The organism is Bradyrhizobium sp. LB14.3, assembly GCF_040547985.1.
Taxonomy (GTDB): Bacteria; Pseudomonadota; Alphaproteobacteria; order Rhizobiales; family Xanthobacteraceae; genus Bradyrhizobium.
Map to the genome: position 1 here is coordinate 55,347 of NZ_JBEPQT010000028.1, position 24,294 is coordinate 79,640.

The 24,294-nt window shown below is 63.2% G+C and carries 18 protein-coding genes and 2 pseudogenes; 8 read left to right on the top strand and 12 right to left on the bottom strand.

Features of this window, described 5'->3' with window-relative positions:
• Positions 1-10 precede the first annotated feature (10 nt).
• Both ABIB00_RS32590 and ABIB00_RS32595 read right to left on the bottom strand, forming a co-directional pair.
• Positions 11-169: pseudogene (locus ABIB00_RS32590) on the bottom strand (arsenate reductase/protein-tyrosine-phosphatase family protein); the annotation flags it as partial.
• Complete coding sequence (locus ABIB00_RS32595; protein ID WP_247447754.1) at positions 162-524, bottom strand: ArsR/SmtB family transcription factor; 363 nt, start codon at positions 522-524, stop codon at positions 162-164. The pseudogene ABIB00_RS32590 and the gene ABIB00_RS32595, both read right to left, overlap by 8 nt.
• Before the next feature lie 138 nt (positions 525-662).
• On the opposite strand from ABIB00_RS32595, the gene ABIB00_RS32600 reads away from it, so the two are divergent.
• The 3 genes and pseudogenes from ABIB00_RS32600 (at position 663) to ABIB00_RS32610 (ending at position 3,689) form a co-directional block, all read left to right on the top strand.
• Positions 663-980, top strand: coding sequence for an ArsR/SmtB family transcription factor (locus tag ABIB00_RS32600; protein ID WP_247350255.1), 318 nt, complete (start codon positions 663-665; stop codon positions 978-980).
• A 48-nt stretch (positions 981-1,028) separates the two neighbouring features.
• A complete protein-coding gene (locus tag ABIB00_RS32605; RefSeq protein WP_354107182.1) occupies positions 1,029-2,393 on the top strand; it encodes an NAD(P)-binding domain-containing protein in 1,365 nt (454 codons plus the stop codon).
• Between the two features lie 115 nt (positions 2,394-2,508).
• Positions 2,509-3,689 (top strand): annotated as a pseudogene (locus ABIB00_RS32610) (MFS transporter).
• Positions 3,690-3,739: 50 nt separating this feature from the next.
• Here the strand turns inward: ABIB00_RS32610 and ABIB00_RS32615 are convergent.
• Positions 3,740-4,789 (bottom strand): Cj0069 family protein, encoded by a 1,050-nt coding sequence (locus tag ABIB00_RS32615; RefSeq protein WP_354107183.1) that lies wholly within the window; start codon positions 4,787-4,789, stop codon positions 3,740-3,742.
• Positions 4,790-5,248: 459 nt separating this feature from the next.
• Here ABIB00_RS32615 and ABIB00_RS32620 point away from each other — a divergent pair, with 459 nt between their 5' ends.
• The 3 genes from ABIB00_RS32620 to ABIB00_RS32630 are packed head-to-tail and all read left to right on the top strand — an operon-like array spanning position 5,249 to position 7,060.
• On the top strand, positions 5,249-5,482 hold the full coding sequence (locus ABIB00_RS32620; protein WP_247349925.1) for a hypothetical protein: 234 nt from the start codon (positions 5,249-5,251) through the stop codon (positions 5,480-5,482).
• 17 nt (positions 5,483-5,499) lie between these two features.
• Positions 5,500-6,408, top strand: a complete 909-nt coding sequence (locus ABIB00_RS32625; RefSeq protein ID WP_247349926.1) for a DUF1259 domain-containing protein — start codon at positions 5,500-5,502, stop codon at positions 6,406-6,408.
• A complete protein-coding gene (locus ABIB00_RS32630) occupies positions 6,356-7,060 on the top strand; it encodes a hypothetical protein (RefSeq protein ID WP_354107184.1) in 705 nt (234 codons plus the stop codon). Before ABIB00_RS32625 ends, ABIB00_RS32630 begins: the two co-directional genes overlap by 53 nt.
• Positions 7,061-8,253: 1,193 nt before the next feature.
• Here ABIB00_RS32630 and ABIB00_RS32635 read toward each other — a convergent pair.
• The 6 genes from ABIB00_RS32635 to ABIB00_RS32660 form a co-directional block, all read right to left on the bottom strand.
• On the bottom strand, positions 8,254-9,903 hold the full coding sequence (locus ABIB00_RS32635; RefSeq protein WP_354107185.1) for an efflux transporter outer membrane subunit: 1,650 nt from the start codon (positions 9,901-9,903) through the stop codon (positions 8,254-8,256).
• Positions 9,904-9,964: 61 nt separating this feature from the next.
• The gene (locus ABIB00_RS32640; RefSeq protein ID WP_247349930.1) at positions 9,965-11,146 is read right to left on the bottom strand and encodes an HlyD family secretion protein; all 1,182 of its coding nucleotides are present in this window, start codon (positions 11,144-11,146) and stop codon (positions 9,965-9,967) included.
• A complete protein-coding gene (locus ABIB00_RS32645; RefSeq protein WP_354047151.1) occupies positions 11,143-11,481 on the bottom strand; it encodes a DUF3302 domain-containing protein in 339 nt (112 codons plus the stop codon). Before ABIB00_RS32645 ends, ABIB00_RS32640 begins: the two co-directional genes overlap by 4 nt.
• A 606-nt stretch (positions 11,482-12,087) precedes the next feature.
• Positions 12,088-12,672 (bottom strand): DUF1254 domain-containing protein, encoded by a 585-nt coding sequence (locus ABIB00_RS32650; protein WP_247349934.1) that lies wholly within the window; start codon positions 12,670-12,672, stop codon positions 12,088-12,090.
• Complete coding sequence (locus tag ABIB00_RS32655) at positions 12,669-13,247, bottom strand: DUF1214 domain-containing protein (protein ID WP_247447744.1); 579 nt, start codon at positions 13,245-13,247, stop codon at positions 12,669-12,671. Before ABIB00_RS32655 ends, ABIB00_RS32650 begins: the two co-directional genes overlap by 4 nt.
• A 9-nt stretch (positions 13,248-13,256) precedes the next feature.
• The gene (locus tag ABIB00_RS32660; protein ID WP_354107186.1) at positions 13,257-15,545 is read right to left on the bottom strand and encodes a transglycosylase domain-containing protein; all 2,289 of its coding nucleotides are present in this window, start codon (positions 15,543-15,545) and stop codon (positions 13,257-13,259) included.
• Positions 15,546-15,839: 294 nt separating this feature from the next.
• Between ABIB00_RS32660 and ABIB00_RS32665 the strand changes: the two genes are divergently transcribed.
• Together ABIB00_RS32665 and ABIB00_RS32670 are read left to right on the top strand one after the other, a co-directional pair.
• Positions 15,840-16,355 (top strand): YcgN family cysteine cluster protein, encoded by a 516-nt coding sequence (locus tag ABIB00_RS32665; RefSeq protein WP_354047161.1) that lies wholly within the window; start codon positions 15,840-15,842, stop codon positions 16,353-16,355.
• 155 nt (positions 16,356-16,510) lie between these two features.
• The gene (locus ABIB00_RS32670) at positions 16,511-18,094 is read left to right on the top strand and encodes an MDR family MFS transporter (RefSeq protein ID WP_354107187.1); all 1,584 of its coding nucleotides are present in this window, start codon (positions 16,511-16,513) and stop codon (positions 18,092-18,094) included.
• Between the two features lie 4 nt (positions 18,095-18,098).
• Here ABIB00_RS32670 and ABIB00_RS32675 read toward each other — a convergent pair whose 3' ends face one another.
• From ABIB00_RS32675 to ABIB00_RS32685, 3 genes are all read right to left on the bottom strand, one after another.
• Positions 18,099-19,808 (bottom strand): alpha/beta hydrolase, encoded by a 1,710-nt coding sequence (locus tag ABIB00_RS32675; protein WP_354107188.1) that lies wholly within the window; start codon positions 19,806-19,808, stop codon positions 18,099-18,101.
• 18 nt (positions 19,809-19,826) lie between these two features.
• Positions 19,827-22,328 carry a GAF domain-containing sensor histidine kinase gene (locus ABIB00_RS32680; protein WP_354107189.1) on the bottom strand — a complete coding sequence of 834 codons (2,502 nt, stop codon included), beginning with the start codon at positions 22,326-22,328 and terminating at the stop codon, positions 19,827-19,829.
• A gap of 113 nt (positions 22,329-22,441) precedes the next feature.
• Positions 22,442-24,106 carry a thiamine pyrophosphate-requiring protein gene (locus ABIB00_RS32685; RefSeq protein WP_354107192.1) on the bottom strand — a complete coding sequence of 555 codons (1,665 nt, stop codon included), beginning with the start codon at positions 24,104-24,106 and terminating at the stop codon, positions 22,442-22,444.
• Positions 24,107-24,294 lie beyond the last annotated feature (188 nt).

A 24,294-nucleotide genomic window follows, 5' to 3' on the forward strand; every position in this document is an offset into this window, starting at 1 on the left:
ACGCCACATCGCGCAGCGCCAGCGGATGCGCCGCGGCTTTCGGCCTGCTGCCGGCGGAGAACGCCCGAAACCGGCCGGCACCGTCCTTGCGGAGGATCGACTCGGCGAAGCTCGAGCGCGCCGAATTGCCGGTGCACAGGAACAGCACATTGAACATCTGGTCAGGCACGGCTTCGCTCCTTTCGTTTTGGCGAGCAGCAGGCTTGAAGGCTATCGACGACCGGCTCGCAAACTTCCGGCCGCCCGCCGCAGCAATCCCGGAGCAGGAAGACCGCAACGTCCCGGAATTCGGCGAGGTTGGCGCGGTAGACGATCGAGCGGCTGTGTCGCTCGGAGGTGACAAGGCGCGCGCGTGTCAGGATCGACAGATGGGCCGACAGCGTGTTCGGCGGGACTTCCAGCAGGCGGGCGAGATCGCCGGCCGGAAGGCCGTCGGGCTCGTGCCTGACGAGCGTCCGGAAGGCCTCCAGACGGGTCGATTGCGAGAGGGCTGCGAGCGCAAGAACGGCTTCTTCGATTTCCATATATCCAGATTTATGGAAATATTGGGGGAAGTCAATCCGGAAATCCGTGCCGCTCCAGACAGATTGTATTGAAGTGGTATTTCGAACATTCTAGAAATACAGGTGACAGCAACTGGCGATCGGCGCATGATGGCGCTCATGAAGATTGACGACGCAGCAGCACGCCTGGAAGCCTTGGGCAACCGGACACGGCTTCAGATTTACCGAGCCCTGGTCCGGGCTGGACGATCGGGCATGCCCGTCGGTCGCTTGCAGGACAAGCTGAAGATCCCCGCATCGACGCTGTCCCATCACATCAAGTCTCTGGTCGCGGTCGGGCTCATCAGTCAGGTTCGGGAATCCACGACCCTGGTCTGTCACGCAAACTACGACGGCATGCGTGGCTTGGTGGACTTCCTGGTGTCCGAGTGCTGTGCCGACGAAACCGAATGCAAGAATGCCAAAACGGCGGCGTGATTTTTTGGTCTAATTATTCGATAATTCTAGAATGATGGGAGAAGTGGAATGAGCGGTGAAAAAACGGTTGCTGTCATCGGGGCAGGGCCCGTCGGCCTGGCTGCGGCCGCGCACGTGCTCGAACGCGGCATGTCGCCCGTCGTGTTGGAGGCCGGGCACGAAGCCGCGCACGCGGTGCGTCAATGGCAACATGTCCAGCTCTTCTCGCCGTGGGAGTACAATATCGACAAGGCCGCGGCGCGCCTGCTCGCACCGACAGGATGGAATTCGCCGGACCCAAGCGCCTATCCGACCGGTGGCGAACTGCTTGATCGATATTTGATGCCGCTTGCGACGCGAACGCCACTGCGCGAGGTGATCCGGACATCCAGTCGCGTCTCGGCCATCAGCCGCGTCGGTTTCGACAAGGCGAAGACCAGGGGAAGAGAGCAGGCGCCCTTCGAAATCCGCTATCAGAACGGCGGAGGTCCGGAAGTGCTGCGCGCGGATGCCGTGATCGATACATCAGGCACATGGTTCTCGCCCAATCCGGCGGGCCGCAACGGCTTGCCGGCGATCGGCGAGCCTGAATGCGCCGGCCACATCGCCTACGGCATGCCGGATCTGCGGAGCGCCGATCGCGCCAGATATGCCGGGAAGACCGTTGCCGTGCTCGGCGCCGGCCATTCCGCGGTGGGCACGCTGATCGATCTCGCGCAACTCGCCGACGAGGTGCCGGGGACGCAAGCTATCTGGCTGTTGCGCGGCGCCGATCCCGCCAAGGCTTTTGGCGGCGGCCGGAATGACAAGCTTGCTGCACGCGGACAGCTCGGCAGCGCCTTCGCTGCGCTTGTTGCCTCCGGGAAGATCAAGGTCGAATCCGAATTCGGCGTCACGCATCTCTCGGAATCCGAAGGTTGCCTCGAGATCGCGGCCGGCGCCGGCGCGCGAAGTGTGATCGTGGACGAGCTGATCGTCTCGACGGGCTTTCGTCCCGATTTTTCGTTCCTGTCCGAATTGCGCCTGCGGCTCGATCCCGCCATTGAGGCGCCGGTCGCCCTGGCGCCGCTCATCGATCCCAACGAGCACAGCTGCGGCACGGTGCGCCCGCACGGCGCGCGCGAGCTCTCGCACGATGAGCCGGGCTTCTACATGGCGGGCATGAAGTCGTATGGCCGCGCGCCGACCTTTCTCATGATGACAGGGTATGAACAGGTCCGCTCGATTGCGGCCGATCTCGCCGGCGACAAGGAAGCCGCCGCAAGGGTGGAACTCGTGCTGCCGGAGACCGGCGTCTGCACGCGCGGCGGCGTCGAGTCCACTGAAGCGGCATCAGGATGCTGCGGTGGGCCGGCGAAGCAGGAACCAACGGCCTGTTGCGCGGCCGATGAAACGGCGAAGAAGGCCGGCGCTTCGGGGTGCGGTTGTTCATGAATTTGGTTCTTGCAGGTGAAGCGGGAGATTCTCCCACCGTGGTTCGTGCGCCGTTTCGGCTTGGGGGCGGGAGGACAGCATTCGTAACTTGAGCGGTCGGTCGCTGATCGCGGTGATGTGCATCGGCCAGGTCGGCAATCTGCTGCCGCATGTGACGCTATCCGCGAACCTTGCGCAGCATTTGATGCCGGCTTGGGGGCTTTCCGCCGCCGAAGGCGGGCTGATGGCAAGCGGTTATGCGTTCGGCTACATGCTCGCGGTGCCCGTGTTGACGACGTTGACCGACCGGATCGATGCGCGACTCGTCCTGCTCTGCGGCTCGATCCTCAGCGGGCTGGCGACCTTGGCGTTCGGAATCTTCGCGCAAGGGTTTTGGTCCGCGACTGCGATCTGGTCCCTTGCTGGACTTGGATTTGCGGGCGCCTACATGCCGGGCCTGAAGGCGCTGACGGACCGGCTTCCCGCCGGCGACACTTCACGGGCCGTCACTCTGTACACGTCGAGCTTTTCAGTTGGTGTCGGCCTCTCGTTCCTGGTGGCGCAGATCATCGCTGACGAATGGGGGTGGCGGACCGCCTTCCTCGTGACTGGCTTCGGTCCCATTGCGATGGTTGTCGCGTGCCTTCTGATGCAGGAGCAGCGCCCCGCGCCGAAGACGGGACGCCTTTTGAGCTTCGCGCCCGTCTTCGCCAATCGCGAGGCGCTCGATACATATTCGGTTACGGCGCCCATTGCTTCGAGCTCTACGGCATTCGCACCTGGCTGGTCGGGTTCTGGACCTTCGTCATCTCACATCAAGGCGCGCCTTCCTGGTTGAGCCCCGTTGTGCTGAGCTTCTGCTTCGCGGTGATCTCGATGCCCGCAAGCATCCTCGGCAACGAGGCTGCGCTGAAGTTCGGGCGTCATCGGGCAATCACGATTGTGATGATTGCATCGGCTTGTGTTGCGCTGGTCATCGGGCTGAACGCGACCGCCCCGGCATGGCTGCTCGCGCTGCTGCTGATGATCTATGGCCTGACGGTGCCGGCCGATTCCGGCGCATTGACCGCCGGCATGTCGGCCGCTGCAGTGTCCGAACATCGCGGCGCGACCCTGGCCTTGCACTCCACCGTTGGCTTCGGCCTGTCGGCTGTCGGCGCCTGGGGAACCGGCGCCGCGCTCGACGCAGCCGGCGGCCCGCAAAGCGCCAACGGCTGGCTGCTGGCGTTCATTGTCCTCTCGGCCGGGATCGCGGTGGGTCCACTGGCGCTGCTCTGGGCGCGGGCGCGACCGTCCCTGAGCCGCAGCGCGAGATGACGCCGCTCGCCCCGGCGTTTCTATTTGGCCGAACCAGCCCTTTGCGTCCGCTAGAGCCGATGTTTTGCCGTCCGCGCGATCGCCGCCGGGGCCTCCTCGGGGATCGCAAAGCATGAGCTCGCGTTGATCTCGCACAGGACGTAGGTGTCGGCACCGGCCGCATCTTTAGGACCGTACAGGAAGTCCGCGTCCCAGATGACCGGAAGCGAGCCGTCGTCGATGTCCAGCGTCTTCATCATTCCCGGGGTCCACTCGTCCTCCATCATCCTTCGCAGCACCTGGAATTGCGGAGCATCGGGTCCGTGCATGACTCGCGGTCCCGGCTGGGCCTCGGGCGAGTCCGCACCTTCCGGCGGCGGCGCGATCAAGGCCTTGATCAGTTGGTGCCCGAAGCCCGCGACCTTCGACCCGCTCATGTAGCAGCGGATCATTCCATCGGGCAGGCGAGGTTGAAACGCCTGGTCGATGATACAGCCGCCCCAGCCGAAATACGGCTCGCATCGGGCGAGGAAGACGTCGAGCGGCACGTCCTCGGGCTGGCTCCCGCGCTGCGCATGGAGCACCCGAACCATGGCGTCCGCGTTCGAGAGAGCCTCGACCTTCCAGATGCCCTGGCCGCCGTTGCCGCGATTTTGCTTCAGCACGCGCGGGCCGTGCGCAAGCAGGCGCGACGGGAATTCGGCGCGGAAGGATGCCGCGGTGTCATAGCGATGCGTGTCGGCGCCCCAGCCGAGATGACGCGTGCGGAAGAGCACGTCCTTGACGCCCATCTTCAGGATGACGTCCGGATGCGCGCTCACCCACGATCCCCGCGCCGCAACATCACGGAGCAGGGGATCAAGCTCAGCACGCGTCTTGCCCTGGTGGATCGGATCGACCCAGACGAGAACGCCGCTGGTCGCGAGCAATTGATCGCGCACCTCCCCGGCAAAGCTTTCGTCGTAGATCACCGGCCGGGCTTCGATGCCGACTGCGGCAAGTGCTTCGAAGACCCGGACGAAACGGCTGTTTTGCGCCGTCGCATCCCGCCGCGCGACAGCGTCTCCGCGTGAGAGGATGGCGACGGTGTGTTGGTGAGAAGGGTGTCGTTCGGTATCCATGCGCAAGCTCCACGAATGGCGTGCTGCGCAGAGCTTGGACCGAGGCCTCACGGGGAGTCTGCTTCGTCCCCTCGTGAGCGACATTAATGAGGCCATCCGCAAGTTTCAAGACGGTGGTCGGCGCGGTTCCGCTCGGACAGTGAACTCTTCGTGACGCCCGAACACATGACGGTTGACAGCTTCGCGCTCGAGGCTTTCTATTTGCGGGACGGGGAAGTGCGATCTCCTCGCGAGGCGACATGCCCAAGAATCGCGTCCTGATCAGCAAGGGCGCAGCATGTCATCATACATCCGGATTTCATCCCACAGATTGTCTCGACCTGTCGGTACGTTGGCCGCGCCGACGCTCGTCGACATGCGCGTCAATGCCGGCGTCCTGCCGCGCCCCTTGGGCGCCAGATAGGGACAAGCTCGTGAACGGACTTCACCTGGGGCAGGGACACAACCAGGAGAATGAACATGCGAAGGTGCACAATTTTTCACACGGTCCTGCTGTTGGCGCTCGCGGGCGGGCTGTCGCCGGTCCACGCCCTGACCCAGGAGGAGCTGATCGCCAAGATCCAGGCGGCAGGCTACTCGCAGGTGAGCGACGTCAAGTCGACGGCCGAAGGCATCACCGCAAAGGCGGCGAGGAACGGTAAGGCTGTGACGCTCGTCGTCGACAGCAGCGGCCAAATCAAAGAGCGAAACTGAAGGCGAGGAGTAGCACGATGAAAAGAATCATCTGGGCCATGGTCGGCATTGGCATCTGCCTTCTTGCATTTGGTTTCGGCCCCTTCATCCGGGCATACGCCCAAGATGCCGAATGGCAGAAGGTGGACGAGACCCTGGGCCGCAAGCCTGCCGTCTCGGATGACGTCCGCCGTTACGGCTTTCCCCGCAGCGATCTCTCCGTGACGTTGGACGGCGTCACGATCAAGCCGGCGTTGGCGCTGGGCGGCTGGGTCGCATTCAAGCCTGCGCATGGCGGCGCAATGGTCATGGGCGACCTTGTGCTGCTTGAGACCGAGATCAATCCAGTGATGGCGAAGATGATCGCGAGCGGCCTCGAAATCACCGCCGTGCACAATCATCTGCTGCGTGCGAGCCCGGCAACGTTCTACATGCACGTCGCCGGCCATGGCGATCCCGTCAAGCTGGCCTCCGCGATCCGCGATGCGCTCGCCGAAAGCAAGACCCCGCTGACGGTCGCGGCGCCGGCGAACCCGCCACCTGCCGTCGACCTCGACACGGCGAAGCTCGACCGGATCATCGGAGTGAACGGGAAAGCGAATGGCGGCGTCTACCAGTTCAACGTGAAGCGGCGCGACCCGATAACGGAAGACGGCATGTTGTTGACCCCCGTCGCCGCGATGGGCGTCGCAATCGGTATCAATTTCCAGCCGGTTGGCGAAGGCAAGGCGGCCATCACCGGCGACTTCGTGCTGACCAGCGACGAGGTAAACCCGGTCATCCTGGCGCTTCGGACGCACGGCATCGAGGTGACGGCACTGCACAGCCACATGCTGGATGAGCAGCCGCGGCTCTTCTTCATGCATTTCTGGGCGAACGACGATGCCGTCAAGCTTGCTGAAGGTCTCCGTGCGGCGCTCGACAAGACGGCGAGCACGAAGAGCTGAAGGCATGGGAAGGCTTGCACTGGCATTTATGCTGGCTTTGTTAGGAGGAGGGAACGCGGTGGCCGAGACCCTGAATTTCGACAATGCTGCTGCCGGAACTTCGCCCGACGGGTGGACTTTCACGATGACCGGCAAGGGAGAACCGAAATGGACTGTCGAGGCCGAGTCCACGGCGCCAAGCAAGCCGAACGTTCTCAAGCAATCCGGACGGGCGACGTTTCCCCTCGCCATCAAGCGCGATACCAACATCCGCGACGGCTTCGTTGAGGTGAAATTCAAGGCCGTCGCCGGGTCCGAGGATCGCGCAGCGGGAGTCATCTGGCGGGCGAAGGATGCCGATAATTATTATGTGGTCCGCGCCAACGCGCTGGAGGACAATGTCGTGCTGTACAAGACGATCAATGGGGTTCGAACGTCACTTGAGATCGTGGGTCGCAGAGGCGGGTATGGCGTCAGCGCGCCGGTGTCATCCGGGCAATGGCACGTGCTGCGCTGCGACTTCGCGGGAAGTCGGTTCAAGGTGACCTATGACGGACAGCCGTTGTTCGAGGTAGAGGACGACACGATTGCGCATGCGGGCATGATCGGCCTGTGGACCAAGGCGGATAGCGTGACCCTGTTCGATGATCTGACATATGGTGAGATCAAATAGGCGTTTGGTCACTTACGCCGAGATTGCCATGAATGTTCTATGCCGGCCGGTTGCGACGGCCTGCTGATTGCGTCGATCTGCCCACTACGGGCGGAAGTAGTTTGGTCGCGTTCAAATCACTCGATCCGGAACTGGCCGCTCGATCTTGCGCGCGCTCTTGGGAGCTTGGCGGCCGTCTGAGTGCGCATGGATTGACCGATATTTTCATCCGAAGCCTTAGCGAGACAATGCTGACTGGAATGCTCGGCATTTTCCGGCCGTCAAGATCGGTCAGTTGCAGACTTCTCTGTTGCGACTTGCTGCTCCCATTGATCCCATCGCGGCAGATGTAGAAGCTTCTAAATGACAGCCCTTTTGCACCGGCCGACAACCAGCGGAATTGCAGACAATTTGTCCCGAGGTTGGAGCCGTTAACTTCTCCGGGGCTGCTGCGGAGCTTTCCGGCCGGATGCGTTTGGGCTGAGTGTCTTCACGGCTTGCGGTTGGCTTTTTTGCAATCTTCCCGCAAATGTTGTCATCGCCGACCTCATAACTGCTGCGACACACAATCTTTGTACAGCGGTCACCGTCCGTCCTAAAGCCATGTTCACAGAGCAAGGGGCAGACGCGTCCGCTCTTGTGAAGGTTTTCAGATGCCGGCCCCATGAAGGTGGCGCCGCGGGCACGGGGCCGGCGTCCGAATTGTCGGTCAGCAAGGTCGGGGGAATCGTGAGCTGAGCGCTGATGGCCGCCGCTGGCTCGCTGAGTCACAGGCACGTCGGTCATCCCTGCACGGCATAACAAGTGAAACGGTTGCAATCCTGGTATATGCCGCGACACTCGAAGGATGGTATTTGCTTCAAGGACAGGCAGTCGCGATATCGCGCACGACAGATTTTTAGGCATTGCTGTTTAGCGGTGTGTGCCGCCGCGAAGGTGAAAGAGGCGAGATCGGCGTCGCGCGCGTAGAGCGTTCCCGAACCTAATGAGAGAAGCAGTGCAAGCAGCACGAAGGCGACGGCAAACCATCGATTGCTAGAGGTCATGGCTCTGGGTCCTTTCTGGGTTGAAAAACACGGCGAAGTCTGGAGTGTCGCGCATCGGACAGAAATGGTAGGCCAGCGGGAGCGGGACAGGTGTTTTCGCATCGCATCCATCTTCCTGGCTGCTGACGCAATCCCCACGACACGGCCGGCGCGCGGTTCACAGGCCCATCACCATTCGGGAGGCCGGATCGTCGGCCCGATATCCTGAGGACCAGGCAGACCCGGCGCCAGCGGTTGTTGCTCGTTTGCCGGCGGGAGCAAATTTCCCCAGTCCGTCCGTGCACGCATCCGTTCAAGGGTTGCGGCGGTGACGAAGTTGCCACCTTCCCGTATCTGCCATCCGCCACCGAGCGCCCGAAACACCGCGGTCAGGCCAAGCGGAACGTTGGCCGAAGCGCCGGCCAGGCTGTTCTGTGCCTGAAAGAGATTCTGTTCCGCCGTCAGTACGGTGGTAAATGATGTCCCGCCCTGCTCGTATTGCTCAAGTGCGATTTTGAGGGCTCCCTTTGCCGCTTCAACGCTGCGACGCAGATACGCGGCCTGGTTTCGCGATTGTAGATATGTCGCAAGACCGTTGTCCACCTCCTGCTGGGCGCTCAACGCGGTGTTCTGATAGTCGATCAGCAATTGCTGCAGCTTGGCATCCTGCAAACGGATGTTGTTGGTGATTTGGCCGTAGTTCAGAAGATTCCATTGAAACGATGGGCCCGCAGCATACGCCACGCCCTTCCAACTGACGACCTGGCCTAGATTATGGCCGTTGGCGGTGCTCGCCGAGCCGCCGAACGTGCCCGTAATACTGATTGCCGGATAGAGTTGCGTCGTGGCGATTCCAATCTGCGCGCTCTGTGCCAACGCGGCAAGCTCCGCTGCTCGGACGTCCGGTCTCCGGCGCAACAGATCCGCGGGTATACCGACAACGACGGACGCGGGCGGCAACGGTATCCGGCCGATTGAGCGTGAAAGCATCATGCCGAGCGACTGCGGCGGAACGCCGAGCAGGACGCAGAGCGCGTTTTGTCCCTGCTGCAATTGTATCGTCAATTGGGGTATTGCCGCACGGGTCTGCTCGAGGACATTTGTCGCCTGGAAAACATCAAGCTCCGAAGTTCCGCCGCCCGAGAACTTCGCCTTTGCGATACTAAGCGCCTGTTCCTGCCTGCGGACATTGGCCCGTGCAATCCCGATCAACTGCTCTATTGTGCGTATACCGATATAAGTTGCGGTGACATCGGCTAGAAGCGACACCAGAACGCCGTCATAAGTCGCAATCGACGCCAGGTACACGGCATCGGCGGATTCGACTCCGCGGCGAAACTTGCCCCAGAAGTCCAACTCCCAGGCCGCCTGTGCGGCCAGGCCATCGGTCCAGAAGTACTGTGGCGTCGCATTTGGACCGGCCAGCGGCGTCGCGGCACTGGTCCGATTGTAAATGACCGACCCCACTCCCTGTTGGACCTGCGGATAGGTTATGCCGATGGCTATTCCCAGCACGGCACGTGCTTGCAGCACCTTGGTCCCCGCGCTCTCCAGCGTCAGATTTTGGTTATACGCAATTTTTATTAGCTGATTGAGCGTCGGATCGCGAAAGCCTTCCCACCAGGGTTCATACTCGAGCGGGCCGGATTTAACCGCGCGATTGCCTGCGCCACGAAATTTTTCGGAAAGCGGAGCGATAGGCGCTGTAAAATCCGGCCCAATCGTACATGCTACGGTTGGCAGGAGAAGCGCAGCCACAAGCAACCCATGAATTGACCAGCCAGCAATAGCGCGGGCATTGTGCGGCCGCCCAAACGTTGCCTGATGCTGAGTCTCCAAGATTTTCTCTCCCCACGCGTCGGCCAGACTCGTGTGTATCTCTTTGTTGTTGTATTGCACGTCAGGACGGCGGCTTTTCCACTGAGGGCATGACGTACAGCAGCCACTTCTTCATCCGGATCGTGACCTTCGAAATGACGTGCGTGGCCTTGCCCTTCTGCGTATAGATCGCCGCTGATCCGCCTGACCCAAGCGACAGCTTGCGGGCTATGGCATCGTCGCTGAAATTGATCCGCACTGCATAAAGCCCGTCGGATCCGATCCGCGCTGCGTTCGGTATTGTGCCGCTGGTTGTGAATTGACCTCCCCCAGTTGCTGGAATCACGTAGTCCACTTTTCCAAGGAACAGGCGGCCCGGATAAGGGTTGAGCACCATTTCCACGTCATCGCCGGGCTCGACATTCGAGAGCCAATTCTGCGGAAACACGGCGGCTACGGCCGTATCGGACACGTTGACGAATGTTCCGGCTGCAGCAAGCGGCATCGGCACAAGCATGGTTCCGATCTGCACCTGCCAATTGGTAACATACCCATCGCCTGGCGCCGTCATCTTGCACTGGGCCAAGTTGAACCGCGCGTCATCGAGTTGCGCTTCAACGGCCGGAACGTTGCTTTGAGCCGTTTGCACAACGGCTTCGGCCTGTTGCGCAGAAGCCTCCGCTTGCGCAAGGGCCGCTTCGGCCTGTTGAACGGCGGCTTCCGCCTCCTGACGTTCCTGCGTTGCCTTGGCTACGTTAAGCTGACTAATGGCCGCTTTGTCCGCGCGCTGAATGTTGAGGGCGATTTGCTCCTGGGTCTTTGCAAGTTCGTCAGCAGCCTTCGCTTTTAAGAGACTGGCCTGCGCATTCGGTATGGCCGTCTTTGCGGTCGCGAGCGCAGCTTCGGCTTGCCTTACGTTGGCCTTCGATGCAGCCAACTGCGCCTCGACCTGGTTCACCGTGTACTTGTACGGCGCCGGATCGATTTCCAGCAGCAAGTCACCTTTCTTCACTCGTTGATTTGCCTCGGCGTGGATCACCTTGACTTGCCCTTTGACGTAAGGGACGAGCTGCACCACGTACTGGCTGGTCACCATCTTGTCCGTAATCGGCGCCGACTGCGTCCAGACCACCACGACGCCGCCGATCATGAACACACCTGCGACGATCAAGCCTGCAATCAGATAGGCCGTGGGCTTGAGGCGCAGGACCTTGAACAGTACGAGAACGAGTGCAACGTAGACGATGATCAGGATCGCGATCACGGTCGTGTCTCCCTCTCCACCGAGTGCTGCCGTGAGGCTGCCACGGCGTCACTTTCGACGTTACCCAGCTCAGGGGTGTTCTTTCCAGACCTCAGTCCGAACGGCTTCGTGAACGCCCATACGAAAGCTACCGGCCACAGCAACCCACCAGTCGCGATCCCGACCCAGCTCATGGCATTGATCGCGCTGGCCTGGGGGTGATTCCATTTGCGAGCGAGCTGGCCTGGAAGTTTGCCTAGATTGACGACGATTAGGACGCCAACAAAGATCAGAACAGCGAATACGACAAACGCGAATGCGTCCAATGCACCGAACGAAGAATCCACTGCCAGCACTCCAAGTAGGACTAAGCCATCGGATTCGGCGCAATTACTCGCAGTTCAATCCCGTCGACCGAGCCAGCCGAGGATTGGATTAATACGGGGTGCGCTTTGGTTTCACGAAGGACATGCGCAATCAGAACCATCTTTGAGCCTCGTCGAGGAATGGTCATACCGAACTCCTGCGCTTCGGAAAAAGAACCGCAACGTTGAGGAGGCAGCGCTGCGGCCATGCCCGCGGGCCGCAGCAATGATGGAGGACAACCGCCTTCCGGGGCTATGCATTTTCGGCCGACGACATAATTATCGTTCGAGGGCTATGAGGGAACGCTTCAATGTCCGGTTCGGGGTCAAAGGCTGACATCAGCTTGGAGCTGCCCCGGCATGAAAAAACCCGCGGCGGATTTCTCCGCGCGGGTTCTACGAATTCTCGATAGTGCCATTCTGCCAGTGTTTTGCCCGACGTGTCAAAGCTGAACGGCGCGGCGCTCTGCACGGCCGGCTTAGTCCGAGACCGGGTGCTTGGCACGAGCTCAGAATTGCAAATGATTTCAGTGCCCGCGCTACTGTGCATGGGGTTGTTTTTCAGTTTTTATTTTTGCGGTGCCGAAGCGGCGCGCGTCAGCGCCGTCCGCGCGGCGCTTCGGCCTTGGCCGGCTGCTCGGTCTGCGGTCCGCAGCTTGCGGCAGCGAGGGTTGCCTGCGCCTGCTGCATCAGGCCGGGCTCGGGGGCCAAGGCCTTCATCACGATCAGGCCGGTGGTAGCAGGGGAATCGATGATCAGGCGGTCGGCCGCGGTGATCTCTTCGTCCTCGGGCAGCTCGTTGTGCTGCGGCTCGGTCATCAGGTCGAGCTCGATCACCTTCTTGCCGGCCGAGCGGTCGTTGATGGCGTAGTAGGCGATTTCGTTGCGGGTGTAGAACGACACCGAGGTGTAGGCCTGGCTGACGGGCACGGTCAGCTTGATCGGTCCGTTCGACAGGTCGTAGCGGCAGATCGCGAGCGCAAAGGCCGGGTCCATGAACGGCATCGGCGAGGTGTTGGGATCGGCGAGGGGAAGCTGCGTGACGGCGTTGAGCTTGGTCATCGGCGTCAGCCGCGAATAGGCGTCCTGGGTCGCGATCCGCGGCAGCGCCAGCACGCTGACCAGATGGACCACGAGGCCCAGCACCACGCCGGTAACGATGGTGAACAGCAGCCGGATCATGAGCAGCCCACCGTCGTGATCGTGGGCATCGGCGCATCGCGCTGGGTGCGCGTGGCAACGCCGACCGGGGTGTCGTAGAGCCGCAGCATCAGCGCATAGCGCTCGATGCCGCCGGTCGGCAGCCAGTTGCCGGCGCGCGAGCGCGAGGCGATGCGGATCTCGAACGAGCCGTCGGACTGGCGCACGATCTCCTGGCTGGTGAAGCCATAGCGCTGCAGCGAATTGGCGACCAGATGACCCTTGCGGTCGTACAGCGTCAGCGTCCAGAACCGCGCCGGCGGCGTCACCCCGGAGACTACGACATCGCAGCGGCCGTCGAGCACCTTCTTCTTGTCGTCGGCGGTTGCGGTGAAGGCGACGCCGTCGCCGGTACCGATCGGCAGCTCGCCGTTGCGCACGATGGTGGCGCGCGAATAGGGATCGACGTCGGCAGTGCCGGTGCGCGGGCGCGCGGTCCAGGGGCCGATGGTCAGCGCGCCGATCTCGGTGCCGCGCGTCGTCGTCATCCAGGTCGCGCCGACGCCCACGACGGTTGCTAGCAGAAGGGCCGTCAATGTGATCAGGATCAGCCGCACTTGTTTCGATCAGTTCTTGCGCGGGACGGATGGGTTCGCGTTCTCTTCCGCATAGTTCTGCGGGAAGGCGAGCGCGCTTGTCGCCGAGGCGGGCTTGGCCGCCTTGGGGTCGTTGCTGGTTGATTTGGTCGCGGTTTTGGCGGCGTCATCCAAAAGCTTCTCGACACGAACAAGGACGTCGGCGCCGCGCTTGGTCAGCACCGGCGGCGGACCGGGCTTGGTCTCCAGCACCTTCGGTGACGCGTTGGCTTGCGCGTTGGCGATTGGCTCCCGCGGCAGTTTCTGGCCCATGCCGACGCCGGGGATTTCCCGAACCTCGACGCCCTGATGCGCCGCGAGCATGATGTCGTGCCAGGTCTGCGCCGGCAGCGAGCCGCCGGTCATGCGGTTGGTCGGCGAATAGTCGTCATTGCCGAACCAGACCGCGCAGGTGAAGTTGCCGGTGTAGCCGACGAACCAGGCGTCGCGATAAGCATTCGTGGTGCCGGTCTTGCCCGCGGTCGGAATGCCGTCGAGGGCTGCACGGCGCGCAGTGCCTTCGCTGACCACGTGGCTCATCATGCCGGCCATGTCGGCGGCGACGGAGGCGGGGATCGCCTGCCGCGGCTTCGGACCGTCGCGGTCCCAGCGCCAGACCGGATCGCCGGCGCCGGTGCGCACTTCCAGCACGGAATGCGGCGTCACGGCCTTGCCGCGGTTCGGGAACGTCGCATAGGCGACGGCATGCTCGAGCACGGTGACTTCGTCCGAGCCGATCGGCAGCGACGGGGTGTCAGGCAGCGGCGCCTTGAGGCCGAAGCGACGGGCGACCTCGACGATCTTGGCGCGGCCGATCTTGGCCGGGTTCGGCGCCTTCGGCTGCTCCTTCTGGCCGATCGCGATCGACAGTTTGACGGGCACCACGTTGATCGAGCGCGTGATCGCCTGCGTCAGCGTCACCGCGCCGGAATAGGAGTGGCCATAATTCTGCGGGCACCAATTGCCGATGCAGACCGGGCCGTCGACCACAATCGAATTCGGCGTGAAGCCGTTGAGGAGCGCGGTGGTGTAGACATAAGGCTTGAACGACGAGCCCGGCTGGCGATAGGCGTCGGCGGCGCGGTTGAACTGGCTGGCGCCGTAGTCGCGGCCGCCGACCATGGCGCGGATGCCGCCGTCGAGATCGGAGACGACGGTCGCGGCCTGGGTCGCGTGATAATCGCGGCCGAACTGGCGCAGCTGGTTCTCGACCGCGTCTTCCGCCGCCTTCTGCACATTGGCGTCGATCGCGAGGCGCACCACGAAGACGCGCTCGGTGTAGGATTTCGGGAAGGTGTCGACCAGCTTGCGCATCTCGTCGAAGGCGTAGTCGAGATAATAGTTCGGCGACGCCTCGTCGCGGCGGTCGACCGCGAAGGCGGGGTTGCGGCGGGCGCCGAACACCTGGCCCTCGGTCATGAAGCCGGCGTCGACGAGGTTGTCGAGCACGACGTTGGCGCGGGCGCGCGCCGCGGGCAGGTTGATGTGGGGCGCGTATTTGGTCGGTGCCTTGAACAGGCCGGCGAGCATCGCTGCTTCGGCAAGCGTCACGTCACGCGCCGACTTGTTGAAGTAGAAATGCGCGGCGCCGTCGACGCCGAAGGTGCCGCCGCCCATATAGGCGCGATCGAGATAGAGTTTCAAAATCTCGTTCTTGGTCAGGCGCCATTCCAGCCAGACCGCGAGAAAAGCTTCGTTGACCTTGCGCTCGATGGTGCGCTCGTTGCTCAGGAACAAATTCTTGGCGAGCTGCTGCGTGATCGAGGAGCCGCCCTGGCGGACGCCGCCGGCCTGGGCGTTGGTGACGAGCGCGCGGCCGGTGCCGGCGATGTCGATGCCGAAATGCTCGTAGAAGCGGCGGTCTTCGGTCGCGAGCGTCGCCTTGATCAGCACGTCCGGAAAATCTTCCAGCGGGATCGAGTCGTTATGCTTGATGCCGCGGCTGCCGATCGGATTGCCGTAGCGGTCGAGGAAGGACACCGCGAGGTCGGACTTCTTCAGCCAGTCCTCGTCCGCAGTTTCGCGGAAGGCGGGAATGGCGAGCGTGAGCATCACGACCAGGCCGCCGAGTCCGATGGTCGCAGCCTCCGACAGCGGCTCGACGAACACCCAGCGCTTCCACCGCCCGACATAGAAACGGTCCATGAAGGTCGAGTAGCGCTCGTAGAGCTCGCGGATGCCCTTGGCCGAGGAGAACAGCGAGGAGTCGATGCGCGCATCGAGGTCCAGGAAGAAATTCCGGACTTTCTGCTTCCAATGCGATGGTATGATCTGGCGCACCTAGAACCCTTGAGGCTTGGTTCGAAAGCGTTCAAGCACCCGGCCGGGGCGGCATCGAGACGTCTTGCGGGAGTGTTGCGGCAAACCCAAGGCGCCCGGCTAGCGCCTTAGGGGACTTGCTGTTCCTTCTAGCCGAGCAGGGCCTATAAACCAATGGTCACGCTCGCGATTTTGAACAACAGGCCTAATTGACCCCGGTTCATTACGGGTCTCACGCGGGCGTTGCTTGCAGCCCCACGGCTGCACGCCCTAGATGACATGAACCGTAGCTCTTTCGAACTTTTGTTGAGGCCCATGACCGCAGCTCCCAAACGACCTTCAGGCCAGGAAGGATTCTTCTGGAAAACCAAGACGTTGGAAGAGATGTCTGGGCCGGAATGGGAAAGCCTGTGCGACGGCTGCGGCCGCTGCTGCCTGAACAAGCTCGAGGAAGAGGGCACCGGCGACATCTATTTCACCCATGTCGGCTGCAAGCTGCTCGATGGCGCGACCTGCGGCTGCAAGGACTACCCGAATCGTTCCGACAAGGTTCCTGACTGTGTTCGCCTGACCCCCGCCAATGTCCGCACCCTGAACTGGCTGCCGCCGAGCTGCGGCTACAAGCTCGTCGCCGAAGGGCGCGACCTCTATTGGTGGCATCCGCTCGTGTCAGGCGATCCGAACACCGTGCATGAAGCCGGCGTCTCCGTACGCGGACGGGTCGAGGGCAGCGAGGAGCAGATCCCGGACGACGAGCTCGAGAACCACATCGTGCAATGGCCGGCGCAACTGCCGAAGCGGGCGCGCCTGAAGCGACGTCCAAAGGACTGATCGGCCGGGAATTCGGATCACGTCTTCGGGAAGACCGTGAGGTGGGATGCACCCATGCGCGGCGGTGCCTGCCTGAGAAGAACTTTGCTGTCTACATTGGGCTGCATAGAACGAATCCTTCGCGGCGTTGCGCCGCCTCATGGCTTCCGGTCGAGATGAACAAGTTCGAGCGGCAGAGCAGTTCTGCCGACATCCAGACATTGCCCGACGACATCGCCGAGGAATTGTCCCGCCTGCCGTCCGAGGTCTTGAGCGTCGATGACGCTCCGTCACTGGCGCCGCCGGCGCCGCTGTCACAGGACGAGGTCCGCACCATCGTCATCAGCCTGATGCTGACGATGTTTTTGGCTGCGCTCGATCAGACCATCGTCGCCACCGCGCTTCCAACCATCGGACGCCAGTTCCACGACGTCTCCAATCTCTCCTGGGTCATCACCGCCTATCTGCTCGCCTCGACCGCGGTTGCGCCGGTGTTCGGGTCGCTGAGCGACATCTACGGCCGCCGCGTCATGATCATCATCTCGCTCAGCCTGTTCGTCGCGGGCTCGGTACTGTGCGCGATCGCGCCGAACCTGCCGATGCTGATTCTTGCGCGCGGTCTCCAGGGACTGGGTGGCGGCGGCATCATGCCTGTCGTGCAGACCGTGATCTCCGACGTCGTGAGCCCACGCGAGCGCGGCCAGTACCAGGCCTATTTCTCCAGCGTCTGGATGGTGGGCGGCATTCTCGGCCCGGTCATCGGCGGCGTGTTCGCCGAGCATCTGCACTGGTCGATGATCTTCTGGATCAATGTGCCGCTCGCGGCCGCGGCGATCGCGTTGCTGCTGCCCAGGATGAAGAAGATCCCGGTGTTCCACCGCAAGCGCAAGGTCGACTGGCTCGGCGGCGTGTTGTTGATGGCCTCCGCCGTCGTCTTCATGCTGGTGCTGACCTGGGGCGGCACGCGCTTCCCGTGGCTCTCGCCGACCGTGCTTGCGATGGTGGGCGGCGCTGTCGCGCTCGCGGTCACCTTCGTGTGGCATGCGCGTCGTGCGGACGAGCCGTTCCTGCCGCTGCCGCTGCTCGGAGGATCGGTTGCCCCGTTCGGGCTGGCGGCTGGCGGTTGCGCGCTCGGTGCGATCACGGGCCTCACCGTGCAGCTCCCGCTCTATTACGAGGCGGTGTATCATCTCAGCGCCAGCGAGGCGGGCCTTGCGCTGATTCCGCTCGCGGCCGTCTCGACCATCGGTGCGGCCGTCGCTGGCCGCACCATGGCGCGCGCCAAGCACTACAAGCGCGTCGCCATCGTCGGAACGTCCTGGGCTGCGCTGTGCGGCCTCGGCCTCACCTTGATGACGCTGCCGCTATGGGCCCTGCTGACGCTGATGGCTGCGTTTGCGCTTGGCCTCGGCACCACCTTTCCGGTCTGCGTGGTCTCGGTGCAGAATTCGGTCTCGCGTCCACAGGTGGGCACCATCACCGGCGCATTGAACTTCTTCCGCTCGCTGATGTCCTCGTTCACGGTCGCGGCGTTCGCGGCCATCCTGCTCATCGCGCTCGGTGCCGACATTCCGCTCGCCGGCGAGCATCACGTCGCGGGGAGCGTCGCAATCCCGGCCGACGACATGCGCCACGCGTTCCGCTACGTTTTCGGCGCCGCGACGGCGCTGATGACCGGCGCCACCCTCTGCCTGATCATGATGGAAGAGCGGCCGCTGGCCGGCCCCACCGTCACCCCGCAGGTCGAGATGGCGGAGTAGGGATTTAACCGCCGCGATCGTCGTAAGGATCGTCCCCTGCGTCGCCCGCACTCGTCTTCCGCGCCTTCGCCGCAAGCTGCTCTTTAAGCCGCGCCAGCGCGTCGGCGGACCAATCACGGACATCGGTGACCGCGACCCAGGCATCGACGTAATGCTCGGGCGCGTAGACATGGCCAAAGCCCATCGGCGTGCCGTTTGCGACCGCCATGTCGAGGGCGAGCTGCAGCATCGTGACGATGGGATACCAGTGCAGTTCCGGCGACACGTCCGGCCCGCGCGGTGCGCTCATCCAGGCCGGGGCCCGATAGGCATCGCGGTAGGCGAAGAACGTGATCGCGTCACTGGCATATTGCAGATAGACGATCCGCATCGGACCCCAGGGCGCATCAACCGGCACCGTCGGTCCATTTTGATTCATGAAGCGCACGAAGCGGCCGTCGCGAAATTGCGGCAGCCACGCCGGCGAGCCCGGATTGCGGTTCGCGATGACCGAGCGCCAGATGCGGCTCTCGAACGGTGGCCCGCTCCAGAGCGCGCCTGCGATGGGATCGCCGATCGTCTCGAACAGTTCTGCCGATTTCTCCGAGTTCATGGCGCCGAGGCTAAGCCCATGCAAATACAGCTTCGGCCGTTTTTCTTTCGGCAGCGTCGTCCAATAGCCGTAGATTTCCGCGAACAGCGCGCGCGCAGCCTCCGCGCCGTATTCTGGCTGAAACAGCAGTGACAGCGGGCTATTGAGATAGGAGTATTGCATCGCGACGCTTGCGACATCGCCATGGTGGAGATATTCGACGGTATCGATTGCGGACGGATCGATCCAGCCGGTTCCGGTCGGCGTGATGACGATCAGGATTTTGCGGTCGAAGCCGTGCTGCCGCTTGAGCTCGTCGAGCGCAAGCCTGGCGCGCGCCTGCGCGGTGTCTCGGCTGCCGAGGCCCACATAGACGCGCAGAGGGTCCTGCGCAGGCCTTCCCGTGATTGCACCGATGTCTGTTGCGGTCGGACCTGAGGCGATGAATCGGCGGCCCGTACGCCCGAGCTCTCTCCAATTTACCAGCGATGCCGCGCCTCCTGTTCGACCGGGATCGGTCGGCTGCGGCCGCTCGGGCTCGTGCAAGGCGTCGAGTTCACGGAAGGACGAATCAAGCGCGTTGAACGCCATGCGGACCAGGATGTTGCTGGCGATCGCCCAGAACAGCAAGCCTGCAACGAGCACGCCGATGACGTTCGCGATTCTCCGCGGCATGAGGCGCCGTTTGCGTGCGGCAAGGAAGCGGGCGACAAGCACAAACAGCCGCCCCAGCGCCAGCAGCACCACGAACGTGACTATGGCAATCACGCAGACCTTGAGTGGATGCGCGGTCTCGACCGGGGTCATCTTCATTACACTGCGGATCGAATTCTGCCATTCGGTTGTGCGCCAGAGGAAGACGATGACGAGGAGCAGGCAGCCGACTGCCGCCAGCGCATTCGCAATCGCTCGTGCGCGCGCCGACGGCTCGGGCAATTCGAGATAGTGCCACAGCCGGCGCCACAGGACGCCGGCGAGGTAGCCGATCGCGAAGCAGCCGCCGGCAAGCGCACCTTGCGTGAGATAGCTGCGCGGGATCAGCGTTGGCGTGAGCGCGGCCGCGAAGAACAGCGCGCCCAGAATGAGGCCGACGCCGGACAGCGAGAGCAGTTGCCGCCGAAAGAACCACGCGAGACCCTTCAAGACACCCTCCCGGTAACGCTATCCCTCGTTGTTCTCCGCAAAGCGGCTCTTGCGCGGCAGCAGAATCCTGAACTCCGTGAACGCGCCGGGCTCGGTCGCAACGTCGATCGTGCCCCCGTGCTGCTTTACCACGATGTCGTGGCTCATCGACAATCCGAGGCCGGTGCCTTCGCCGGCCGGCTTGGTGGTGAAGAACGGATTGAACATCTTCTCCTTCACCTCGTGCGGGATGCCGGTGCCGTTGTCGCGGATGCGGATCTCGATGCTGTCGCCGCGATCGCGCGTCGTCGCGGTCACGATCGGGTCGTAGTCGCCGGCGCCATTATCCGCCTTGCGCTTGGCGACCGCGTAAAAACCGTTCGAGATCAGGTTCAGCAGCACCCGGGTGATCTCCTGCGGAAACACTTCCGCTTGCCCGGCCGCGGGATCGAGCTCGCGCTTCAGCGTCACGTCGAACTGCGGCTTCTCGGCGCGGGCGCCGTGATAGGCGAGGTTGAGGCTCTCTTCGACCAGCGCGTTGATGTCGCTCAGCCGATGCTCGCCGCCGCCCTCGCGGGAATGCAGCAGCATGTTCTTGACGATAGAATCGGCGCGCGTTCCGTGCTGCACGATTTTCGCGAGGTTGTCCTTCAGAAGCCCGGTCAGGTCGTCGACTTCGCTACGGACGTCGTCCGCGAGCGGGACAGTCGCGAGCGCCTCGTTCAGCTCGTCGGTCAGCTCGGCGGAGAGCGCCGCGAAATTGTTGACGAAGTTGAGCGGATTCTTGATCTCGTGCGCGATGCCGGCGGTGAGCTGGCCGAGCGAGGCCAGCTTCTCGGTCTGGACCAGCCGGTCTTGGGCGGCGCGCAAATCGTCGAGCGATTTGGCGAGCTCCCTGGTGCGGTCCTGCACCTCGTTGAACAGCCGCGTGTTCTCGATGGCGATCACGGCCTGGTCGGCAAAGGTCTTGAGCAAGGCGATCGCCTTGTCCGGGAAAGGACCGGCCTCCGGCCTCGTCACGCCGATAGTGCCGATCGCAACGCCGTCGCGCAGCATCGGGATCACGAGGATGCTGCGATAACCTCTGGTCCGCGCCAGTTCCCTCATGGCGTCCGTGAGGTCGGGCTCGTTCTGCATGTCGCTTCGGAATGCGAACTCTCCGCTCGTCGCCACCCGGCTGTGAATGCCGGATGCCGACAGCGGCGCGGGGAACGAGCTGAGCAGATCCGCGTTGCCGGCCTCAACGTCAGTGGTAAAGGCCGCCAGATGCAGCAGGCCGTCGATGACGCGGGTGACAGTGGAGGAATGTCCGCCGATCAGCGTCTTGGCGCTGTCGGAGATCGCCTGGAACACCGGCGTCACGTCCGCGGGCGAGGCCGCGATCACCTTGAGGATGTCGGCGGTCGCGGTCTGCCGTTCCAGCGCTTCCCTCGTGGCGTTGAACAGGCTGACATTCTTGATCGCGATCACCGCCTGGTCGGCGAAGGTCTGCAGCAGCCGCACATGATGCTCGCCGAAAGCGCCCGTCGCTCGCCGCGTGGCGATGATGATTCCAATGGCCTCGCCGTCGCTCATCAAGGGTGCGAACAGCATGCTGCGGTAGCCGCGGGCGCGCGCGATGTCGCGGGCCGCCGGTTCGAGCTCGGTGTCGGGCAATTGCGCCGCCGCACCATGGGCCACGAGCTGGTAGGGCGGGAACTGCGCGAACGGCACCGGGAACGAGGACTGGAGCACGCGATCGCCGGCTGGATCGGTCGGCGTGAACGCCGCAAGGTGCGCGGCGCCGTCGATATAGCGCAGCACCGCGGTGGAGAAGCCGCCGATCAGCCGGTTGGCGTTGGCGGCGATGGCGTCGAACACCGGCTGTACGTCGGACGGTGAGGCGGCCATCACTTTCAGAATGTCGGCGCTGGCAGTCTGGCGCTCCAGCGTCTCGCGCGTCTCGTTGAACAGGCGCGCATTCTCGATCGCGATCACGGCCTGGTCGGCAAAGGTCTGGAGCAGCTGCACGAGGTCGGCCGCGAACGCGCCGGGCTCGGCGCGCGTGACGCTGATCATGCCGACTGGAGCACCCCGGTTCATCAGCGGCATGAACAACACGCTGCGGAAGCCACGCAGCCGTGCAAGGTTCCGGTTCAGCTCCGGGACGTCCGCAGCTTCGCTATCTGGAAACTGGATCGTCTCGCCGCCACGCACCAGGGCGAAGGTTGGAAAGTCGGCAATCTTGCGCGGGAACGAGGCCTTGAGCCCTTCGTCCGCCTCGGGGCTCGTTGGTGTAAACGCCACGAGGTGCAGCTCGTCGCCGATGAATTGAAGCACGGTGGCGGAGAAGCCGCCGAGCAAATGCCTGGAGCTGGACGCAATCGCCTCGAAGACCGGCCGGGCATCGGACGGAGAGGCCGCGATGGTACGCAAGATCCCGGCGCTGGCGCGCTGACGATCGCGCGCAGTCGCAAGCTCGCTGCGAAGCTGCGCGCTTTCGGCTGAGGCCGATTGTAACAGGCGCTCGAGTTCCTTGATGTCGTTGGTGGGGCTGGTCATTCGCAATCCGGCTTGATGCAGCGACATGCGCGGCACCAGGGCGGATTATCACATCTCCTGCGGCCGGAGCCAGCGCCCGCCCCAGTGAGTTTGCCGCCAAAACACGGCCCGCTTCACGTGCCCGGCCGCGACACCTCGGTCTCCTTGCTGGTGATGAACTCCAGCAGCACCGGAACGCCTTCCCGCGTCTTCTGGATGCCACGCTTGATCGCAGGAATGATGTCCTCAGGCTTCGTCACCCGCTCGCCATAGCCGCCGAAGGCGCGCGCCATCGCGGCGTAGTCGCCGGAAATGTCGGTCGAACGATATTTTTCGGTCGAGACCGGCATCACCTTCAATTCGATCGCCATCGAAAAATTATTCAGGAGGATCGACATGATCGGGATGCGCTCGCGCACTGCGGTCTCGAAATCCATGCCAGTAAAGCCAATCGCCGCATCGCCCCAGACATTGATGCAGAGCTTGTCGGGCTTTGCGAGCTTGGCGCCCATCGCAAGGCCCAGGCCGTAGCCGAGCTGCGTCGTCTTGCCCCAGCCGAGATAGGTGAGGGGCTCGACCGACTTCCAGAACGGCGAGAGCTGGTCGCGCGGGCTGCCGGCATCATGGGTGATGATGGTGTTGCTGACGTCAACGGTGTGTTGCAAATCCCACAGCACGCGATAGGGGCTCAAGGGCGCGTCATCGCTGGTGAGTTTTGGCATCCATTTGGCCAGCCACTCCTTGTGCGAGGCCGCGATCTCGGCTGCGACCGCCGATGCGTCGCGATCCGCGGTGACGGTCCTGCCGATCTCCTCCAGCAGCGCGTCGAGCACGAGCCCGGCATCGCCGACGAGGCCGATCCTGGCTTCCACGTCCTTGTTGAGATGGTTCGGATCGAGCGTCGAATGGATGATGGTCTTGCCCTTCGGCATCGCGATGCCGAAATTGGTTTCGGTGAAGGAGCATCCGATACCGAGGATGACGTCGGCCTCGGCGAGGAATTTTGGCACCGCGCGCGGCACCGCAAGGCCGCCGGAGCCGAGCGAGAGCGGATGCGTTTCCGGGAAGGACGATTTGCCGCCGAGGCTCGTGGTGACGGGAATGGCGAGCCGCTCGGCGAGCCGTTTCAGTTGCGCCCATGCCTGGGCGTAATGCACGCCTTGGCCGGCATAGATCACGGGGCGCTTGGCTTTGACGAGCAGGGCGGCAGCTTCCTTCACATGAACGGGATCGGCGCCATAGCGGGTGCGCAGCACCGGCGTGTAGTTCAGCGGCTCCGGCACCTCTTCGTTCCACATGTCAGCAGGAATTTCGACGATGACGGGACCACCGCGGCCGTTCTTTAGTTTCGTGAACGCGCGGCGAAAAATATTGGCGACCTCGGCGGCCAGGATGATCGGCTCGGATGATTTCGAAAATGGCTTCATCGCCTCGCTGGAACTGAAGTTCGGCTCTATATGCGCAAGCCTGCGCTGATAGCCCATCGGCAGCACCAGCACGGGAACGGATTCGCCGTAGCATTGCGCGACGCCGCCCATCGCGTTCTCCGCGCCGGGGCCATGCTGCATGCAGAACGCGCCGATGCTGCGTCCCGAGGTCACCCGCGAGATCGCATCCGCCATGTGGATGCCGACGCGCTCCTGCCGTACCATCACCGGGCGGATATCGGCCTTCGCCGCATGCTCGATCAAATGGTTGACGGGATAGCCGCAGAGGATCTCGATCCCCTCGCGCTTCATGATTTCCGCAATCGCGGTGCCGAGCTTCATGGCGTCTCTCCCTGGGGCAGGCCGGTTGATCCGGCTGATTAGGGATAGAGGATCAGGAATCGGGGAGAGGGTAAAGCGCGAGCGGATGAGAGCCGCGGTAGATCAGCTATGCAGCGAGCTGCCGTAGATGGGGTAACGGGCCCCCCGGGACCTTCCAGCCAAGCCGCGCTAGCTACGGCGCAATTTGGTGGCGCGCGTCGCGCGGCTTGACTGGAAGG

What these genes read in the sequence shown, in the direction of transcription:
- ABIB00_RS32600 (WP_247350255.1), top strand. Translation starts at nt 663, where the DNA reads ATGAAGATTGACGACGCAGCAGCACGCCTGGAAGCCTTGGGCAACCGG.
- ABIB00_RS32615 (WP_354107183.1), bottom strand. Translation starts at nt 4,789, where the DNA reads ATGGATACCGAACGACACCCTTCTCACCAACACACCGTCGCCATCCTC.
- ABIB00_RS32650 (WP_247349934.1), bottom strand. Translation starts at nt 12,672, where the DNA reads ATGATCCGGCTGCTGTTCACCATCGTTACCGGCGTGGTGCTGGGCCTC.
- ABIB00_RS32595 (WP_247447754.1), bottom strand. Translation starts at nt 524, where the DNA reads ATGGAAATCGAAGAAGCCGTTCTTGCGCTCGCAGCCCTCTCGCAATCG.
- ABIB00_RS32620 (WP_247349925.1), top strand. Translation starts at nt 5,249, where the DNA reads ATGCGAAGGTGCACAATTTTTCACACGGTCCTGCTGTTGGCGCTCGCG.
- ABIB00_RS32625 (WP_247349926.1), top strand. Translation starts at nt 5,500, where the DNA reads ATGAAAAGAATCATCTGGGCCATGGTCGGCATTGGCATCTGCCTTCTT.
- ABIB00_RS32670 (WP_354107187.1), top strand. Translation starts at nt 16,511, where the DNA reads ATGAACAAGTTCGAGCGGCAGAGCAGTTCTGCCGACATCCAGACATTG.
- ABIB00_RS32680 (WP_354107189.1), bottom strand. Translation starts at nt 22,328, where the DNA reads ATGACCAGCCCCACCAACGACATCAAGGAACTCGAGCGCCTGTTACAA.
- ABIB00_RS32665 (WP_354047161.1), top strand. Translation starts at nt 15,840, where the DNA reads ATGACCGCAGCTCCCAAACGACCTTCAGGCCAGGAAGGATTCTTCTGG.
- ABIB00_RS32605 (WP_354107182.1), top strand. Translation starts at nt 1,029, where the DNA reads ATGAGCGGTGAAAAAACGGTTGCTGTCATCGGGGCAGGGCCCGTCGGC.